The 16,147-nt window shown below is 58.5% G+C and carries 13 protein-coding genes; 6 read left to right on the top strand and 7 right to left on the bottom strand.

Annotated elements, in window-relative coordinates; genetic code table 11:
• Positions 1-6: 6 nt before the first annotated feature.
• Positions 7-1,305, bottom strand: a complete 1,299-nt coding sequence (locus GTQ55_RS12210) for a hypothetical protein (protein WP_161858990.1) — start codon at positions 1,303-1,305, stop codon at positions 7-9.
• Positions 1,306-1,496: 191 nt separating this feature from the next.
• On the opposite strand from GTQ55_RS12210, the gene GTQ55_RS12205 reads away from it, so the two are divergent.
• The 5 genes from GTQ55_RS12205 to GTQ55_RS12185 all read left to right on the top strand — a co-directional run bounded on the left by GTQ55_RS12205 (position 1,497) and on the right by GTQ55_RS12185 (position 9,697).
• Positions 1,497-3,167: a carboxylesterase/lipase family protein gene (locus tag GTQ55_RS12205; RefSeq protein ID WP_161858989.1), complete on the top strand. Its 1,671-nt coding sequence runs from the start codon at positions 1,497-1,499 to the stop codon at positions 3,165-3,167.
• A 178-nt stretch (positions 3,168-3,345) separates the two neighbouring features.
• Positions 3,346-5,610 (top strand): TonB-dependent receptor, encoded by a 2,265-nt coding sequence (locus GTQ55_RS12200; RefSeq protein WP_161858988.1) that lies wholly within the window; start codon positions 3,346-3,348, stop codon positions 5,608-5,610.
• Between the two features lie 186 nt (positions 5,611-5,796).
• Positions 5,797-7,359 (top strand): carboxylesterase/lipase family protein, encoded by a 1,563-nt coding sequence (locus tag GTQ55_RS12195; protein WP_202620616.1) that lies wholly within the window; start codon positions 5,797-5,799, stop codon positions 7,357-7,359.
• On the top strand, positions 7,356-8,951 hold the full coding sequence (locus GTQ55_RS12190; protein ID WP_202620615.1) for a long-chain-fatty-acid--CoA ligase: 1,596 nt from the start codon (positions 7,356-7,358) through the stop codon (positions 8,949-8,951). The genes GTQ55_RS12195 and GTQ55_RS12190 overlap by 4 nt, the downstream gene beginning before the upstream one ends.
• 116 nt (positions 8,952-9,067) lie before the next feature.
• Complete coding sequence (locus tag GTQ55_RS12185) at positions 9,068-9,697, top strand: TetR/AcrR family transcriptional regulator (RefSeq protein WP_161858987.1); 630 nt, start codon at positions 9,068-9,070, stop codon at positions 9,695-9,697.
• 156 nt (positions 9,698-9,853) lie between these two features.
• Here the strand turns inward: GTQ55_RS12185 and GTQ55_RS12180 are convergent, their stop codons facing one another.
• Complete coding sequence (locus tag GTQ55_RS12180; protein ID WP_161858986.1) at positions 9,854-10,780, bottom strand: CE1 family esterase; 927 nt, start codon at positions 10,778-10,780, stop codon at positions 9,854-9,856.
• A gap of 611 nt (positions 10,781-11,391) precedes the next feature.
• Here GTQ55_RS12180 and GTQ55_RS12175 point away from each other — a divergent pair.
• On the top strand, positions 11,392-12,576 hold the full coding sequence (locus GTQ55_RS12175; RefSeq protein WP_161858985.1) for a PilT/PilU family type 4a pilus ATPase: 1,185 nt from the start codon (positions 11,392-11,394) through the stop codon (positions 12,574-12,576).
• On the opposite strand, the gene GTQ55_RS12170 is transcribed toward GTQ55_RS12175, so the two are convergent.
• The 5 genes from GTQ55_RS12170 to GTQ55_RS12150 all read right to left on the bottom strand — a co-directional run bounded on the left by GTQ55_RS12170 (position 12,570) and on the right by GTQ55_RS12150 (position 16,008).
• Positions 12,570-13,136 carry an SOUL family heme-binding protein gene (locus tag GTQ55_RS12170; RefSeq protein WP_161858984.1) on the bottom strand — a complete coding sequence of 189 codons (567 nt, stop codon included), beginning with the start codon at positions 13,134-13,136 and terminating at the stop codon, positions 12,570-12,572. The genes GTQ55_RS12175 and GTQ55_RS12170 overlap by 7 nt on opposite strands.
• Positions 13,137-13,269: 133 nt before the next feature.
• On the bottom strand, positions 13,270-14,325 hold the full coding sequence (locus tag GTQ55_RS12165) for an oxidoreductase (protein WP_161858983.1): 1,056 nt from the start codon (positions 14,323-14,325) through the stop codon (positions 13,270-13,272).
• A gap of 49 nt (positions 14,326-14,374) precedes the next feature.
• On the bottom strand, positions 14,375-14,779 hold the full coding sequence (locus GTQ55_RS12160; RefSeq protein ID WP_161858982.1) for a GFA family protein: 405 nt from the start codon (positions 14,777-14,779) through the stop codon (positions 14,375-14,377).
• Positions 14,780-14,816: 37 nt separating this feature from the next.
• Entirely contained in the window at positions 14,817-15,257 is a 441-nt protein-coding gene (locus GTQ55_RS12155; RefSeq protein WP_161858981.1) for a GFA family protein, read from the bottom strand.
• 70 nt (positions 15,258-15,327) lie between these two features.
• A complete protein-coding gene (locus tag GTQ55_RS12150; protein WP_161858980.1) occupies positions 15,328-16,008 on the bottom strand; it encodes a zinc metallopeptidase in 681 nt (226 codons plus the stop codon).
• Between the last annotated feature and the right edge of the window lie 139 nt (positions 16,009-16,147).

Here is a 16,147-nt window from a genome sequence, read left to right as displayed (position 1 = left end):
CACTGCCTAAGCGGTGCGGGTAACCTGTGCGAGCAGGCGCTGAAAGGCAGTAGCCGCTGCAGCCACCGATTCGGTGCTGACACAGCGGGCATCATCATCGATGACATGGTGGAACCGGTGCAGCCCGAAGACTCCGGCAACGGAGGGGTAGCCAGCCTTGATGATTCCAGTCAGCTCGCCCGCCGATAACTCTTTACTGGAATAGGGTGCCTCGAGTCCGCTGAGCCCGGAAAAAATCCGCCGGGCAGCGGGTAGCAATGATGGGCTGACGACAAGATAGCGTTGGGAATCGGCCCCGGGCAACGGCGCTAGTTTTCCCGTGATGCCGTGCCAGTCCCGCGCTGCCATATTGGCACCGAGATGCAGCCAGAACGCTGTTTCTTCCGGCCGTGGCGCTACTGCCTTGAGCGATTCTTCCGCGCCCAGATATTCGTATTCGTGTCCGCTGTTGCAGATAAATGCCAGGTTGTAGTCGGTGATGCTGCGGCTGGCCCAGCGCGCTAATTGCAGCCAGGCGGCGATACCGGGGCCGCGCTCGCCGGCACAGGTGAACCAGCCCGAGCGGGGCGTGGACACCACGAGCCAGCGCGACCGGTTGCGGTCGATGCGTCCGACAAAATTAAACGCCGGGCGACGACCGCTTTCTCCGCTCAGGCGGAGTGTGGCTTTTTCTCCCCGCTGCGCCGCGGCAAAAAAAGGCGCGGCATCCTCCGGTGCCAGCAGCGCGACCGGGCCTGCGAACATAGGTTTCCTGCCATCGGTATTGAGGGCAATTACTTTGCCGGTCGGGCCGTTGGTAACCACGACGGCGGCGCGGGCACCAGCGGCGAAGGCATTTTCAATCGGTGCTCGGATCGCGCTGGCAAGGGCTGAGGACCAGCGCCCGTAGGGTAGGTCGATGAGCGCAATGGCGTCGGCGACTGGCAGTGCGGATTGGCCTTGGGCGCCTACGCGGATCAGATTCCCGTGGATACCGTTCGTCGGTGTCGGGATAACCACCGGTTGGGGCCAGACATCTGCGCGTGCGTCACCGCTGACAATGTCCGTGTGGCGGGCTTCGAAGTAGGGCGCGGTAAACGTTTGCCGTTCAATGGAAAAGCCGGCTCCTTGCAATTCCGCAGCCAACCATTCGCCGCAAGCATTATCACCGGAACCGCCGGCCTGCTTGGAGCCGAAGCCGATATAGCGGCCCAGGTCAGCGGCGATTGATTGGGTTGTCGTCATGGTGTCGCTTGCACCGGCAGCGCGTGCCAGTGGGAGCAGTGCGGTGCTGGCCAAGAATGCACGTCGGGTAGTTTTCAGCACGGGTCAGTCTCCTCGGATTCGGTTGTTTTTGGTTTTGATGTTCGGGTGACTTTTGAAACACCGTGCGCCCGGTTGCCGACTGAGAGCTGCCGCGGAGCGTGTGTCAATTGTCATTAACTCGCGTGTGAGTGTAAATTTGTGCGGGAGGGGTGCCAAGTGCACATCGGCCAATAACGGAGAGTAGGGTTCCAATGAGTGCCAAATTTCGTGGTTTGATTTGTCAGTGCGTGATTACCAGTATTTTCGGCCTTTTCTGTGCGGACCTTGTCGCCGAACCGGAGCGTCCGGTAGTAGCGGTGGTACAGGGAAAGTTGCGCGGAGTTGTTGATCGGGGCCTGCGAGTGTTTAAAGGGATCCCTTACGCTGCGCCGCCAGTGGGTGAGCGCCGCTGGAAAGCTCCCGGGGCTCCCGTGACCTGGCCGGGAGTACGCGATGCTGCAGTGTTCGGGCCGGGCTGCATGCAGCCGTCTTTGCCAAAAGATTATTTCTACGCGGATGAGCCACCCTCAAAGAGCGAGGACTGCCTGACCCTCAATATTTGGGCGCCGCCTTCGTCCCACCGTGCACCGGTGATTGTGTGGATTCACGGTGGTGGTTTGGGTATCGGCAGCAGTGCCAGCCCGTTATACGACGGCGGTAATTTCGCCAGGCGAGGTGTCGTATTTGTATCGTTGAATTACCGCCTGGGTGCACTGGGCTGGCTTGCACATCCGGCACTCAGCGCGGAATCCGGGGATGGTATCTCGGGCAATTACGGTCTGCTTGACCAGATACAAGCGCTTGAATGGGTGCGTGACAATGTCGCCGCTTTTGGTGGGGATCCGGGCAATGTCACCATTATGGGAGAGTCTGCCGGCGCGCTCAGCGTGAGTTATTTGCTTACGAGTCCGTTGGCACGCGGACTCTTTCACCGGGCCATTGCGCAAAGCCCCAATGCGCGTGCCTTTCCAGAATTGCAGCAGTCCGTATACGGCATGCCCTCTGCGGAACAGATTGGTGCCGGCATCGCTCGTGCTGCGGGTGCGGCGGACCTCGAGGCACTGCGGGCGCTGGATGTCGATGCGTTGCAGCGTGCCGCCACCGGTCAGCATTTCCGGCCCCAGGGCACGGTGGACGGGCGTGTACTTCCCGCGCAAATCATCGACATATTCGATGCCCGGCGGCAGGCGCAGGTGCCTCTGCTTGCCGGATTCAATAGCGGGGAAGTAAAGACACAGTTACTGCTGCTACCTAAGCCGCCGTCGTCCGCGGACGTTTATACGGCGGAGATTCGCAAACGCTACGGTGATCTGGCGCCGGCCTTCCTGAGGTTGTATCCGGCTTCGGACATCCGCGGCAGTATGCTCGCCGCCCTGCGCGATGCTGTGTACGGCTGGGCCACCGAGCGCATGGTGCGACTGCAGGCCGCGGCGGGCCAGCCCGCCTATCTCTATCTCTTTGATCATTGCGATGCAGAGACTGCAGCGCGGGATCTTTGTGCCTTCCACGCCAGTGATCTGCCTTATGTATTTGGGCAGATAGGACCGGGCGCATCGCTGCCAGCGAACTGGCCGCGGCCGGAAGGCGCGGCGGACCGGGCGCTTTCTGAAGCAATGCTCGACTACTGGGTAAGTTTCGCGCGATCCGGTGTGCCGGGTGGTCAAGGGTTGCCAGAGTGGCGGCCTTATTCCAAGGGGCAGTCTTATATGCACTTTGCCGAGCGGCCGGTGGCATCCAGCGATCCGGTTTCCGGAATGTTCGAAATGCAGGAAGAGCTGGTGCAGCGGCGACGGCGCGCAGGTGAGCAGTGGTTTTTCAAGGTGGGTATTGCGGCACCCCAGGTACCGCCAGCTCAGTCGCCTGTTTCGCTGTCCGGGCAGTAGCAGGCTGAGAATCTCATGGAAATGCCAAAAAATGGCACAAATTTCATTAACACGCGTGAGAGTGAGCGTTGACCGCCGGTAGAGTTCCTGTGATTATGTGTAGCGCACGCTCCAGTTGTGCAGGGTTGGCGTGGAATAAAAATAAATCATTCACAACAGCTGATGAGGGATGGATCCAATGAAACAGGTTCTATACGCCGCAACATGTGTTGCCGCTTTGAGTGGTAGTGCCGGCATCACCTTTGCCCAGGCGGCAGACACAGCGACTGGAAGTAAAACCAAAGATATCGAAGTGGAAGAGGTCGTGGTAACCGCCACCCGGCGCGAAGAAAAACTACAGGACGTACCGATCAGTGTGACGGCCTTCTCTCAGGACGAGCTGACCAGAAAAGGCATCGTCGGCTACGAGGGTATCGCCCATGAAACCCCCGGCGTGGTCATGAACCGCCCGACCCAGAACTTCAACAATTTCACCGCGCGTGGTATCGCCACCAACGGCTACAACGCGAACCTGCAGAGCACCGTGGCGATCTACATCGACGAGCTGCCCATCTCTGCCAACGGCAACTCTACCATTCTTGACCCGAACCTCTACGACGTGGAGCGCGTGGAATTCCTGCGCGGACCCCAGGGCACGCTGTTCGGCTCCGGCTCTCTGGCAGGGGCGATGCGTATTCTGACCAAAAGCCCGGACCTCGACGAAGTGGAAGCCTCCATGCTGGTGGATATGGGCATGAGCGGCTCCGATTCGCTGCGCCAGCGTTACAACGCCATGGTCAACGTGCCGATCGTGGAAGATGAGCTCGCTTTCCGCGCAGTGGTGTTCTACCGCGACGAAGACGGCTATGTGGATAACCTCGGCACCGGCATCGAAAATTCCAACAGCCTGCAAGACGTAGGTGGGCGCGCGATCCTGCTGTGGGAGCCCACCGACAAATTGTCTGTGCGGATGCTGGCTTCACACGAAAACAGCGATCCTAAAGATTCATCGCTGGTCAACCCGGCACTGGGGGAGGAGTTGCGCAACTCCGAGCGGCCGGACCGATTCATGGCCGAGCTGAACAATTTCAATACCACCGTCGAATACCAGTTTGACTGGGCGACGTTGACCAGTTCATCCACATACTCGCACTTCGACCAGACCTTTTATGTCGACCTGGCGAATACTTTCGGGTTTGCGCTTCCATTCCGACTCGACGCCGATGCTTACGACGAGATTTTTGTGCAGGAAACGCGGCTGGTATCCGAGACTTCTGGCCCGATTGACTGGGTCGTGGGCGGTTTTTACTACTACAAGCGGCGCGATGTGGATTTTGCCTACAAGGGCACGGAGGAGTTTTTCGCCCAGCGCGGTATTACCGGGTTGGACGGAGACACTTATCAGGAACTGTACAATCACACCGTCGCCAATGAGCTTGCGGGTTTTGGTGAGGTCACTTACCACCTGAATGATAAAGCCTGGGTCACCGGCGGACTCCGCTACGGCAGCAACGACGTGCAGACTATTACCGAGGACGGCGGCTACGCCAGCAATTACCTGACCATGGGACTGTTCGGCCTGTCGGGCCCGGTGACGATCACGCCGATTGCGGCCGGCAAAGGGGAAAAGGCCAAGGCCGATCGCTTCTCCTACAAGGCGAGCTTCTCCTACCAGCCGGTGGATAGCATCACCATATATGCCACCGTCGCAACCGGCTTCCGTACTCCGGTGGTCAATGCGCGCGGCGGCGCGGCGAGTCTCGTGGATCCCAACGATATTGTCATCCCGTTCGGCTCGTCCTCCGATGAGCTGATCAACTATGAACTCGGCCTCAAGGGTTCCTGGATGGATGGCGCGCTGACTGCCAATCTGGCGGCCTACCTTATCGACTGGGACAACATTCAGGTGCAGGCCAACCGCGTATCGGATTCGGTGCAGTTCGTTACCAATATTGGTCAGGCGCGCAGCCAGGGCGTCGAGTTCGAGATTACCGCGAGCCCGCTGGATGGACTCGACCTGTATCTGAACGGTGCCTACACCGATTCCCGCGTAACCGACCTCACCGCGGAAGAAGCGGCGATTTCCGGTGCGGTGGAAGGTGAGCGGCTCGCCGCGCCTTATTTCCAGGGCTCGGCCACCGCCAAATACAGCTTCGAAGTCGGCGCCGACATGACGGCATTCGCCTCCGCGACAATCGCCCACGTAGGGTCATTCCCGGGCCTGTTCCCAAATGTGCCGGGTAAGCCGGACCAGACCAACCCGACCTACGACCACACCGATACGTTTAACAACGTGAACGTCAATTTCGGAGTGCAGAAGGGAGACTGGGTGGCCTCCGGGTATGTGGAAAACCTGACGGACGATCATTCCGTTACCTACGTGCACCCCGAGGCCTTCCTGTTCAGCCGTTACGGCACTTTGCGTCCTCGCACTTACGGTCTGCGGTTTGCTCGCGATTTTTGATCATCGCGCTTGATCGTTACCCGGTTCCATAAAGAAATTGCGGAACCGGGGCTTTTTATTCTGGGAGGGGTTACGGTGTTTTCAAAGAGTCGATATCTGGACTGTATTCGCGCGCTGCTCTGTATCGTGGCGGCATCCTTGTTGTCTACCTCGGTTGCTATAGCGGAAACAATTAGTGGACCGGAGGTGACGACTGCGTCTGGAAAATTGCACGGTGTTAAAGAAGATGGCCTGGCCGTCTTTCGCGGTATCCCTTATGCACTGCCACCCGTGGGTGAGCGGCGCTGGCAGCCGCCGGCCCCTCAGACTGCGTGGGAAGGCGCGCGCGACGCTATCGATTTTGGTCCCGCCTGTCTGCAGCCAGAACCTCGCTCTGCCAGTATTTACGCAGAAAAATATCCGGCCATGAGCGAAGACTGCCTGACGCTCAATGTGTGGGCGCCAGAGGATGCGCGCAATGCACCGGTGTTTGTATGGATTCACGGCGGCGCGCTGACCAGCGGCTCGAGTCGCGTGCCCATGTACGACGGTGCCGCGCTGGCACAGAGTGGTCTGGTGGTGGTTTCCATCAATTACCGCCTGGGCATGCTGGGCTATTTTGCCCACGCAGCGCTGAGCGCCGAATCTCCGGAGGGAGTCTCGGGCAATTACGGATTGCTCGACCAGATTGCCGCACTGCAGTGGGTTCAGCGCAATATTTCCGCGTTCGGCGGCAATCCGGAAAATGTGACCATCGCGGGGGAATCTGCGGGCGCGCTGAGCGTGATGTACCTGATGGTGGCACCGGCTGCGCGCGAACTGTTCCACCGCGCAATTGCCCAGAGTGCCTACATGGTCACGGCGCCGGCGCTGAAAGAAAAAGTGTACGGGCAGCCTCCGATGGAAGAAGTCGGCAGTTGGCTGATGGACAAGCTAGGGGCCAAGGCCAACGATATGGCCGCGCTGCGCGCGATGGACGCGGCGGAGCTGATCAACGCATCGAGCAAAACGGGTTATTTCCCCTTTGTTGCCGTTGACGGCAAGGTCGTGCCGCGGCAACTGGTGGAAAGTTTTGATCGTGGCGAGCAGGCGCCAGTGCCCATGATCGCGGGCTTCAACAGTGGGGAAATCCGCTCACTGCGTTTTTTACTGCCGCCGGCGCCGGCGGATGCAAAAGCCTACGAGGCTTCCATTCGCAAGGGCTACGGTGAGCTTGCGGATACGTTTCTGCAGCACTACCCGGCTACGAATATGGAAGAGAGCATGCTCGCGGCGACCCGCGATGCGATGTATGGCTGGACCGCAGAGCGGCTCGTTGCCAGGCAGTCTGCGCTCGACGTACCGGCGTACCTCTATTACTTCGACCACTCATATACCTCTGCCGATGACAGCGGCCTGCACGGCTTTCACGCAATGGAGATCCCCTACATATTCGGCACGGCCGAGCGCACTCCGCCGCGCTGGCCAAAAGTGCCAGAAGATGAGGTGAACTCCAGCATGTCTGCGGCGATGCTCGGTTACTGGTCTTCATTCGCCCGCTCGGGTGTTCCGCGTGCGGAAAAGCACCCCGAATGGCCGCCGTTTGCTGCGGGCGAATCCTATATGCATTTTGCCGAGACAGCGCGTGCGGACAAACACCTGTTGCCGGGCGTATTCGAGCTGCATGAGAAGGTCGTGTGCCTTCGGCGGGCTGGAGGAGAAATTGCATGGAATTGGAATGTGGGGGTAATCGCACCGCCGCTGCCGGGCGAGGTGAAGGATTGCCCATGAGTAACGACGGTGCAATGCAGGCGTACGCCTTGACGCTCGACAAAATCCTTTTGCACGCTGCCAAGTGGCATCACGAGGCAGCGGTCATCACTGCGGCGGAACAGGCGGGTGTTAAACGTATCGGCTATGCGCAATTGTTGGAGCGCGCGCAATCGGTGTCGTCGGTGTTGGCGGACCTGGGGGTACACAAGGGCGACCGGGTGGCGACGCTGGCCTGGAACACCCAGTGCCATGTTGAGGCCTGGTACGGGATTATGGGCATGGGCGCCGTGTGCCATACCCTGAATCCGCGGCTTACCCCGGGCCAGCTGTCCGAGATGCTCGATCACTCCGCCGCACGGATACTGATAGTGAGTGCTGACCTGATGGGGTTGGCGCAGCAGGTAGCGGAGCGCTTGCCATCCATCGCGCATATCCTGGTGATCGATGGGAATGTCGGGGTTGAAACGACCAAAGCGGCAGGCCTAACAATTGCCGACCTGGAGCCATTGCTCCAGCAAGCGGAAACTACAGTCCCCTGGGGCGAGTTCGAGGAAACGGCGCCTTGCGGCCTGTGCTTTACCTCGGGAACCACCGGCGCCCCCAAGGGCGTGAGCTATACACACCGCTCCAGTTACCTGCATACGTTGCGAGTCCTGCAGATGGACGTACTCGGGATTAGCTCCAATGACGTGGTGTTGCCGGTGGTGCCGATGTTCCATGCGAATGCCTGGGGACTGCCGTTCTCGGTGCCGGCGGTGGGCGCCAACCTGGTGTTGCCCGGTCGCCACCTCGACGGTGAGAGCCTGACGCGCCTGATCAACTCGCAAGGCGTCACGCTCGCCGTGGGCGTGCCCACCGTGTGGGTGGGGGTTGCGGATTACCTGGATGCCACGGGCGGCCAATTGCCATCGCTGAAACGGGTTATGGTGGGCGGTGCGGCCATGCCGCCGGCTCTGATGGCGCGAATCGAAGAGCGGCTCGGGGTTACGGTTCAGACCAGTTGGGGTATGACGGAATTATCCCCGACCGGCACTTGTATGCCGCCCGGCCTGCCGGACAGGAGTCCGTCCATCTCCGGCCGGCCGACTCTCGGCATCGATCTGCTGCTCACGGACAGGGCGGGGCGTGCGCTTCCGCAGCAGCGCAATGTGGAAGGGCACTTGCGGGTGCGTGGGGCCTCGGTTGTCGAACGCTATTTTGGTCACCGCGAATCCGCCACCGATGCGGATGGTTGGTTTGATACTGGTGACCTTGCGCGCATTGACAGTCAGGGCTATCTGACCATTTCCGGCCGCTCTAAGGATCTGATCAAATCTGGCGGCGAATGGATCAATCCGTCGGAAATTGAAGCACTTGTCGGGGCGCTGCAGCAGGTATCATGGGCGGCAGTGATTGGCCGGCCTGATGCCAAATGGGGCGAGCGCCCGATCTTATTGGTGGAATTGCGTGAGAAGCAGGATGTCACCGATGAGGAGCTCCTCGAACCCTTGCACGGGCGTGTTGCACCCTGGTGGATTCCGGATGCCATTGTGCGGTTGCCGAAGATGCCGCTTGCATCCACTGGGAAAATTGACAAAGTTCGCCTGCGGCAGGATTACGGCGCGATCTAATCGTGTAAATTATGTACTATAAGTGCTAGATCTTAGTTAAGTCAGAAGGGGTAAGCGTGTCAGAAAAAGTGTCCTCTCCGCGAAAGCGCAGTGTCAAGGCTCAGCAGCGGGCTGAAATGATGGAGCAAATCCTTGACGCGGCAGAATATCTGTTTGCCATGCATGGCTTTTACGGCGTAACGCTGAAAGATGTCGCGAAACATGTGGGAGTGCACCACACGCTGCTCAATTATTATTTTGACGACAAAAAGAATCTGTTTGATGCGGTGTTTTCTCGTCGCGCGGTAGTGACCAGTGAGCGGCGTATGCGGATGCTGGAAGAATACGAACAGGCCTGCGCCGGTAAACCGACCGCCGAGGGCGCGCTGCGCGCGTTTCTGGATACGGACCTGGATCTCTATATCGAGGGCGGCGAAGGCTGGCGAAACTATGCCGCGCTCGGCGCGCAAGTGGCGAATACCCCGGAGTGGGGTGCGGAAACCATGGACCGACATTTCGACCCTGTGGTACTACGTTTAATTAGCATCCTGAAAAAGGCACTGCCGGATTGCTCCGAGGAAGATATATTCTGGGGATACCACTTTGTCACTGGCGCCCTGATGCTGACTCTGGCGCGGACTGGTCGTATCGATAAGTTGTCGGGCGGGCTGTGTAAGTCAGATGACTTTGTTGCCGTCAAAGAACGCATGGCGACATTTATGGCTGCGGGCTTCGTTTCTATTTGCAAGCAGCGTAGGGGCCAATGATTTTTGAATTGGTGCCGCTCGTCTAGTGGTAACGGTGTAAACCATTCGGAAAGTACGTCGTAGTATTGAGCGATTTTCCGGTTGCCAAATAACAGTATCAGTAAAAAATGGGGCAGATTTGCAAACGATCTGCCCCATTTTTTTATGCCCGGCTATTTAGTGGCGGCTGAAGAAGTCCCAGAACACTTCCGCTGTATCCAGCTGCGACGCACCGTAAGTGATGTGCGGTGCATCCAGTTCACAGTAGGCAACAGACTTATTGCAGCCATTGTATTCGCGGCACCAGCTGGTTCCCGCCGAGAAGGTAACTTCGTAATCATTGGGATAGCCACTACAGATATTTCTTGAGGCGTAGATCGCCATGGTATCGGCAGTGCTGAGCATGGCCTCACCGGCAACCGTGTCTCCTTCTATGGGCTGGGTAGTGTCATTTCTGCCGTGTAAGTACAAGACCGGGCGCGTATCGGATGGATTGCAGTCATCCCACGAGTCTGACAGGGCGGCGGAAGTGGTTGCATAGGCATCAAACTCTCCTGGCGCTTCACACAGCAAGCGGTGTCCCATGTAGGAACCGTTGGAGAGGCCGGTAAAGTAAAACTTGTCGACGTTGATCTTCGAGGCCACGTCATATTTCACCGCAGCCATCAGCGCAACATCGTCCCAATTTTCTCGCACCGGTGTGGCACAGCAGCCTGGATCTACCCATTCGGCCGAACCATTGAAACCCTTGTCGAAAAATTTGGGCTTGGAAATAGGCCCGCCCCGCGGCCAGGCAACAGCAAAGGTTTCGACATCGCTCAACTCGTTCATACCGGAGTTGTCGCGTTGCCATTCCGGTGTTTGGGTGTAGCCGTGCACATCTACGACCAATGCAATGGGGCTGCCGTCGTAGCCGTCGGGGATGTGCAGTAAATATTCTCTATCACGCCCGTCCACAAAAATCGTGAACTGACAATCGGCACCGGCTTCGATCGTACAGGGACCACCACCGCCACCACCAGGTGGCGCAGCGAGGGCACTGAAAGCAGGCAACATACAACTAAGCAGGATCGCTATTTTGAATACTGAGGCATTCTTATTCATTGTTTGACCTCTTGGTTTATGAACTCCGTCCGCCAGAGACTTCCGGAGCAGAGGGTTGTACGAAGAGAGGGAGCGTGGCACTAAACCCGAAGCACAAACTGCCGCGTGTTTCGGGTGGGGTGTTAACTCCCCGGACACAACGTTCCCGAATCGTTCGTCCCATCGACAACAAAAGGGTGGGAGTGCAATTTCTATCGACCCGGTCCAAACGAAGTTAAGGGAATCGCTGTCGCAATACAACATACACTCACGCATTAGTGAGTATTATGGCGCGTATTGGAAGGAGAAAGTGAGGGGAGCTGGTCTGCGGTTAATTTGTGTGGCGACAAGTGTCGTCTAGGTGGCGTGATTGTCTTTATCGAGGTCCAGCCGGCGCGCGCGCCAGTAGCGGGTTTTCCAGTAGTAATCCGTCATTTGGGAAATGGTGACGCCTTTCGTGCCCGCTCAAGCTCAATTGGCGCTGAATCGTGGCGCTGCCCTGTGACGTTAAGTTAGTCTCTTCTCCCTGCTACTTCCTTCCTGGCGCATCCTGCGGTTTTTTCTTTGATGCATGTCACGGTTTTCGATAAGCTTTGCGGCCGATGATTTTCGCGCCAACAGGAACTGTATCGATGGATTTTACCGGCTACCTCCGTGTGCTCGCCAAAAATGATGGCTCTGACCTCTACCTCAGTACCGGTGCGCCGCCCTGCGCCAAATTCCAGGGGGTGCTGAAGCCCCTCAGCAAAGAGCCGCTCGGTGCCGGCCAGATCGAGAAGATCGCCATGGAGATCATGGACGAGGAGCAGCGGGAGGAGTTCAAGCGCGAGCTGGAAATGAACCTGGCGATGACCATCCCCAACGTAGGGCGTTTCCGGATCAACATCTTCTGGCAGCGCAACCAGGTCTCGATCGTTGCACGAAATATCGTCACCGAGATCCCCAAATTTGACGACCTGAAGCTGCCGCCCATCCTCAAGGATGTGGTGATGGCCAAGCGCGGCCTGGTGCTGTTTGTCGGCGGTACGGGCTCCGGCAAGTCCACCTCGCTGGCGGCACTGATTGACCATCGCAACACCAACAGCGGTGGTCACATTATCACCATCGAGGACCCGGTGGAGTACGTCCACAAACACAAGAAGAGCGTGATCAACCAGCGGGAAGTGGGGGTGGACACCCGCAGCTTCCATGCCGCACTTAAGAACACCCTGCGTCAGGCGCCGGACGTAATCCTGATCGGCGAGATCCGCGACCGTGAGACCATGGAGCACGCCATCGCCTTCGCCGAAACCGGCCATCTGGCGATCTCCACCCTGCACGCCAACAATGCCAACCAGGCTCTCGACCGGATTGTGAACTTCTTTCCGGAGGAGCGTCGGCCGCAGTTGCTGATGTCGCTGTCACAGAACATCCGCGCGTTCGTGTCGCAGCGCCTGGTGCCCACCGTGGATGGCAAGCGCTGTGCCGCGGTGGAAATCCTGCTGGGTACACAGACCATCAACGAGCTGATCCTCAAGGGCGAGTTCCACAACATCAAGGAAATGATGGAAAAGTCGGAAAACCTCGGCATGCAGACGTTTGACGGCGCCCTGTTCAAACTCTACGTGGAAGGCCGCATCAGCCACGAAGAAGCGATCAAGAATGCGGATTCCGCGAATAACCTGCGCCTGCGTATCAAAATGTACGAAGAGGGCAAGAAGCCGAAGGTTGCCGCAGCGGAGGCAGAAGATGAAAGCGAAAAGACCAAAGCCGGCAGGGGGCTCGGGCTGTCGCTGGAAGCACTGGAAGACGAAGAGGAAGAATCGCTGGTTTACTGAACCTCCACCATAACCTCGTTCCTGCGCAAGAAGGGCAGGGTCCAGGGTGGGTTGTAGCGCGCCAGCTCCGGTGCGCCTTTTGGCTTCAGGTCTTTTTGCGCCAGCCATGCTTGCAGGTCCGCGGTCTTCTGCGCGACTTTTTTTGCGCCGGCCAGCCCGGAGAAGCGGATGACCGCGTAGCGGGATTCGGGAATCTGGCGGATCGTCACCGCCGGATTATTCGGGCGCGGCAGGGTTTCCAGGGTGAAGCTGCTGGGCATAACGAAAGAAACCCGCCAGCGGCCCTCACTCTCCTGCATGCTCACCGGGGCCGTCATACTGATTTTTTCCGAACTCGGCTCCATACCCACCGGAGCTGTCATCTCGATCTTCTGACTGCCGCCACTGCGGGCGGTGTTGTTACCGAAGATGAAGTCCGCCAGCAGGCGAAAGCCCCGACCCGACGCCTCATCCATCGAGCCGCTCACCATCACCTCGGCCACGATCCTGGGCTGGTAGGTGCGCAGTTCAAAAGGTTCTTCCTGTTCTGTCACCGTATACGCCGGTTCTTCCGTTGCCATCGTATATCCCGCCAGTGTTGCCAAGAGGAGTGCCAGAAGACATCGCGCTATTTGTTGCATCAGCCAGTTATCCTGTTCAAGACTTTCCCGCCCCTCTGGCGTTACCCATGGGGTTCCGGTCCTTATAGGAATACTAGTCTGTTGTGAGTTCCGCCAGCGCAACCGTCTGGCCGCTGGCGCTGCTTTGCAGGGCCAGGTGGATCAGGCGGATGTTCCACAGAGCCTGCTCGGCGCTTACCGGCACCTCGCCACCATCCAGAATGGCGCTGGCCAGCTGTTGGTAGTAGTGCTGGTAGCCGCCAGTTTCGGTGGTGAGTGCCGCCGCCCCGTCAGCGGTGTACAGGTGGCCGTATTGCTCAGCATTTTCCTGTGCCCAGCCTTCGTTGATCGGTTGCAAGCCGGACTTCAGGCGCTCTTCCTGCGGGTCCAGCCCGTGTTTTACATAGCTGCCCGTCTCGCCCTGTACCTCGAAGCGCAGGTTGGGTGCCGCGCAAAACGGGCTGCTGCGCAGTATCGCCAGCCGCTCGGGATAGTGCAGGGTGATATGGAAAAAGTCATCGGCCTCTGCCTGTGTTCGCAGCGTATGTACCCGGGCGGTGATCGCGGTGGGTGGCCCAAACAGTTGCAGTGCCTGGTCGAGCAGGTGCGGCGCCAGGTCGAACAGGATACCGCCGCCCTCCACCGCAGACTCGCGCCAGCGCTTGCGTACCTCGGGGCGGAAGCGGTCGAAGTGGCTCTCAAAATAGCGCACCGGGCCCAGGCGGCCATCGGCAATGAGCTTTTGCACCGTGAGAAAGTCACCGTCCCAGCGGCGATTGTGGTAAACGCTCAATACCAGGCCCTGCTTTTCCGCCAGCGTGATCAACTCTTCCCCCTGCTCGACGCGGGTAACAAACGGCTTTTCCAGCACCACATGCTTGCCCTGCTGCAGGGCGAGCTTGGCCAGGGGAAAGTGCACATTGTTGGGCGCGGTAATGATCACCAGATCGGCGTCACTCTCGGTCAACAGCGCTTCCGCCTCTGCATACACCTCCACCTGCGGATATTGCTCCTTAACCTGCGCACCCTTCGAGGTGCTGACCGCGGTAAAGCGGAAGGGCTCCTGGCTCAGGATAAATGGCAGGTGGAAAGTGGTGGCAGAGAAACCGTAGCCGATGATGGCGGTTTTGATTTCGGCTGTTTTGTTCATTGCGGCACACCGATGCGATATTGAGTGGCGAGGGCTTGCATGAATATGACTACTGGTCTGCAGGATGATTGACCCCGTCGTAGGTCGGGATGCCCTCAATCTTCAATGGGTTGATACCTTCCAGACAGGCCACGTTAAAGCCAAACTGATTTGGGTTTGAGCGTCTCTGGTGGTGTGTATAGATACCGCAGTTACCGCAAAAGTAGTGCTTGGCGGTGTGGGTATTGAACTGATACTGCTTCATGTGCTCGGAGCCTTTCACGATCTTTATGCCGTCCAGTGTCACTGACGCAGCGATGGCACCGCGCCGCCGGCACATGGAGCAATCACAGCGACGTACGTCGACCAGCCCCTGCGGCAAGTCCAGCTCAATTTGCACTGCACCGCAGTGGCAGGTGGCCTTATGCTTGGGCTTGATAGCGACACCATCCACTTCCGTTAGATTTACCGGCATCGTTGTCTCCTGTCGGGTTGCTTGGTTAACTGTCGGTTTACTCTTGGTGACTGGTTTCCCGAACCTTCGCGTGGGAACCGGGGAATTCATCGTATTGCGGAAGACCGTCGTCAATCTCGTACCAGGGAGACTTGGAGCCCACAAAGAAATGCCCCTCGATTTTGTTGTCGGGGGCCTGATCCAGTCCACCCAGCGGAATCCCGATCTTGTCCGGGCTCTCGTCATAGGTACTGATCAGGCTGGACCCGCATATGGAGCAGAAGGTTTTGACGGTGTTTTCGGAGGAGTGATAGCCGGACAGGTGCTCGTCGCCTTTAACCCATTTGAACTGGCTGGATTTGATGGTTGCCCGGGTTCTGAAGGCGGCGCCGTGCCAGCGGCGGCACTTTGAGCAGTGGCAATTGAAGATGGGGCCGAGTTCGCCGGTGATTTCATATTCAATTGCTTCGCACAGGCAGCGGCCGGTTAATTTTTGCATGCTTCTTTCCTTGATTGCGCGCGACGGGAGTTTGGAGGGATTTCTCTCAAGATGACCGTCGTGGTTCCAGTTACCTAAAAAATCGTATCCAGCGCCAGAGTCTCACTACGTCCAGCAGGGCGCCCGCAACATAGGTCAGTGCAGCAGCCCTGAGCACGCTGTGTGCCGCACTCATTAGATGTTCGGGAAGGTAGCCCTCTTTCAATATTGGCAGGGCTTTGTTGAAACTCGCATCGAACTCTTCCGGCAGTATCGCCACATACATGAGTGCGGAGCAGAGCATGGTAATGACCGCAATGATGCCGATCCACAGGAAAACGACCGGGGACTTGATCAGGAGGGTAACTATCGGTGCGAAAACCAGAACCGCGGCGCCGATACGCTGGATGCGGTGCGCCCGCCCCAGATACTTGTCCCGCAGCCTGGAAACCGGCTCCTCGCGGCAGAACTGCATGGCATGGCCCACTTCATGAGCCGCGACCGCCACGGCGGTTACCGATTTGCCGTGGTAGATATCTGGGCTCAGCGCCACCACCTTCTCGGAAGGGGAGTAGTAGTTCTCGCCCGGATTGGCCTCGACCACCTTTACGCCCTCGAGTTTGTAGCGCTCGACTAGGTGCTCGGCCAGCTCCGCGCCCGAGCCCGGCATATCGCCGACTTCGGTGGAGTGCCGCCAGAGTACAAACCGGACCCACAGTTGTGGGCCGACGATAAGGGCGGTGATGGCCAGGGCGACGAGTACGAAAGGCATGTTGGGGTGTCGTATACGGTGTCAAATCGTTGGCTTAGTCTAACGGTTATCCGAGGGGAGGGCGACGGTACCCGGGGTCGATACAGCCAGCACAGTCAAGGACAGTTTGAGGTGCCCGAGACATTGCCTGGCTTAATCT

It is taken from the genome of Microbulbifer hydrolyticus (assembly GCF_009931115.1).
Taxonomy (GTDB): domain Bacteria; phylum Pseudomonadota; class Gammaproteobacteria; order Pseudomonadales; family Cellvibrionaceae; genus Microbulbifer; species Microbulbifer hydrolyticus.
Note: the sequence above shows the minus strand (reverse complement) of the source record. Positions and strands in the feature narration are given on the sequence as shown.